This window comes from Methylobacterium sp. E-046, assembly GCF_022829625.1.
GTDB lineage: Bacteria > Pseudomonadota > Alphaproteobacteria > Rhizobiales > Beijerinckiaceae > Methylobacterium > Methylobacterium longum.
In genome coordinates this window covers 1-2,276 of the sequence record NZ_JAKSYP010000274.1, presented here as the reverse complement: position 1 = coordinate 2,276, position 2,276 = coordinate 1, and the positions used below count along the sequence as shown (strand labels likewise).

Annotated in this window: 3 protein-coding genes and 1 pseudogene; 3 read left to right on the top strand and 1 reads right to left on the bottom strand. The window is 62.7% G+C overall.

The window, feature by feature from the left end:
- Nucleotides 1-430 precede the first annotated feature (430 nt).
- The 3 genes from MKK82_RS29805 to MKK82_RS29795 all read left to right on the top strand — a co-directional run bounded on the left by MKK82_RS29805 (nt 431) and on the right by MKK82_RS29795 (nt 1,722).
- Nucleotides 431-979 (top strand): PAS domain-containing protein, encoded by a 549-nt coding sequence (locus MKK82_RS29805; RefSeq protein WP_243987695.1) that lies wholly within the window; start codon nt 431-433, stop codon nt 977-979.
- 120 nt (nt 980-1,099) lie between these two features.
- A complete protein-coding gene (locus MKK82_RS29800; RefSeq protein ID WP_243987697.1) occupies nt 1,100-1,330 on the top strand; it encodes a hypothetical protein in 231 nt (76 codons plus the stop codon).
- Nucleotides 1,331-1,539: 209 nt separating this feature from the next.
- Entirely contained in the window at nt 1,540-1,722 is a 183-nt protein-coding gene (locus tag MKK82_RS29795; protein WP_243987694.1) for a hypothetical protein, read from the top strand.
- A 361-nt stretch (nt 1,723-2,083) separates the two neighbouring features.
- Here MKK82_RS29795 and MKK82_RS29790 read toward each other — a convergent pair.
- Nucleotides 2,084-2,276: pseudogene (locus MKK82_RS29790) on the bottom strand (manganese catalase family protein); the annotation flags it as partial.

Sequence of the window (2,276 nt, the reverse complement as noted above, 5' to 3'; positions counted from 1 at the left end):
TCATCAGCCAGGAGTGGCTGGCCTGGATCCAGCTGGCACGGAAAGGGGGTAGCGACCTGCGACCCCCTGCACAAAGTGAGGGCCATCGCGGCTCCGCTTCTCAAGTGGGAGGGGTCAAAACCGTAACCAGCACGCCTACTGAGGTTCCAATTCTGGGAAAAACGAGGTCAGCGGATCCGAAGAAAGGCTGCCGAGAGGCAGCGGGCGACCTCAACCGAAGCGACCCCGTGAGAATTCTCGCGAGCGGTAAGACCGGGCGAGCCATGCGGTGACGGTCTGCAGCGGGACGGTATGACGAACGAGAAAGGATGACCGAGGAGGCTCCTCGACGACGCTCCGAGTCTGCCTACAAGATCAGCAGCTTGCTTTGATGAGGCTGTATGCCGTGGATGCGTGCGCCTGCGATGTGTCTGGCCTTAGGGAGGCCCTGATGATCTGGACGACGGATGCTGCGGGGCAGACCACCTACATGTGCCAGGAGTGGTACGCCTTCACGGGGCAGAGGCCGCCCGCTGCGTTGGCTGATGGTTGGGTACAGGCCATCCATCCCGACGAGCGAGCGATGATGGGCGATGCTTTCCTGAAAGCGTGCCATCTGCAGTGTGAGTTCGTGCTGCAGTACCGGCTTAGGCGGCACGATGGCACCTATGTCTGGGTCGTCGACTCCGCCGCGCCCTCGCGCCTACCGGACGCGGGAACGTTCTTGGGCTTCCTCGGCATGATCCGACGCCTTGATCGCCCGCCAAAAGGCCTTGTCGCGCGCGCCGAGCTTGAGACCTTCCGAGCCAAGACCGCTACCGGCGAATTCGCCCCGGTGTCGAAGCTCGACGTCGTTGCCAACCATCTCCTGATGGCGCGTGCTGCAGCTATCGGCGCGGCCGACGAGATGCTGCCAGCGATCGACAGCCTGCTGTTCGACGTCGGATCCCGTCTCGCTCGCGGCCTTCAGCAGGGCGACGCCAGCGCCAATATTCACTGAGCGCATGGGTTATGTGAGCCGCCCAGCCAATTGCAACCTAGGAGGGTATACGTTGATACACTAATCCTGGAGGTGCCCGCTTCTGGTGCTGCCTCACGCGCGGGCCCAAGGGAGCGCCCCATGGACAACGCAGCATACGAAGCCGCCCGGAGCAGGCTCGGACAGATTGCCGCCGCGCTGGGCATCCCAGTCACGACATTCCTGGCGCCCCCGCGCGCGCCGATAACCGCGGCCGCAGCGGCGGAGCAGGAAGAGGAACTTCTTCAGCTATTTCGGAAGATTGGCGACGCTGAAATGCGCGAGCGGCTTCTCGTCTACATGCGAGCTGTAGTGGGCAAGACAGCCGCATGAAGGCCAATGCACTACGGAACTGGACGCCGCAAGACGGCCGCCTGCAGCCCTCGCAGCAGCCCCTAGCCCGGCCGAAGCGGATCACAGCAGACAGCTGCGGCCAGTCGATGGGATAAAAGAAGCGGTGCTCGGGCCGGATCGGCATGGGGCCGTACTGTGCCACCGGACGTGAAGAAAGCGTAGCGGCAGAAGGCTGCTACGGATGGCATATGGACCTGTCCGACCTTCAGTTCTGGGCCTTCCTCGCTGTGGCTATCCCTGGCCTGCTCCTGCCGGTCATCATCGTCTGGTGGAAAGGCCGCCCCATCATCCCGATCGTCTTTCTCAGCCTTGTATGCTGGCCGGCCGCGTTGATCCTGGCCGTCCGGCTGCGACCCGAGCTAGATTTGTAACGACAGTCGTAGCCGGTGCCTGAACGTTAACGATCACGCTGACGTTCAAACTCGGACTGATCGAACCGATCCGTCTGGAGGAAACCCCCATGTTGATGAAGACACTTGCCCTTGCCGCGGCGTTGTCGTTCGCAGTTACCGGGGCAGCTTTTGCTCAAATGTCAGGTGGTGGCAGCGCTCAAAGCAACATGAACAACCCGGGCAGCGTGAAGAGCCCGTCGCAGAAACGGATGGGTGGGAAGCGAGGTATGATGCGCATGAAGCATCACCGCCGTCATCACATGCGTCGGTCCCGGATGTAACCGTCGCCTGCCCCGCGGATCTGATACCGCGGGGCTCCTCCTACGCACGTTGGTCTGGCCTAGCGGCTCTTCTTGTAGAGCTTGCTCGCGATCTCGAAGATCTCCTCCGGCGCGTAGTCCGGCGCAAACGCGCCGTAGTTGCCGTCGAGTTCCGGGATCTTACCGCCTTCAGGCGCGCCGTCGACCACCTCCAGGTTGCCTGGCGGATCACCCGGCAAAGCGACCTCATCGTTGGACCAGACGCCTGCGGCT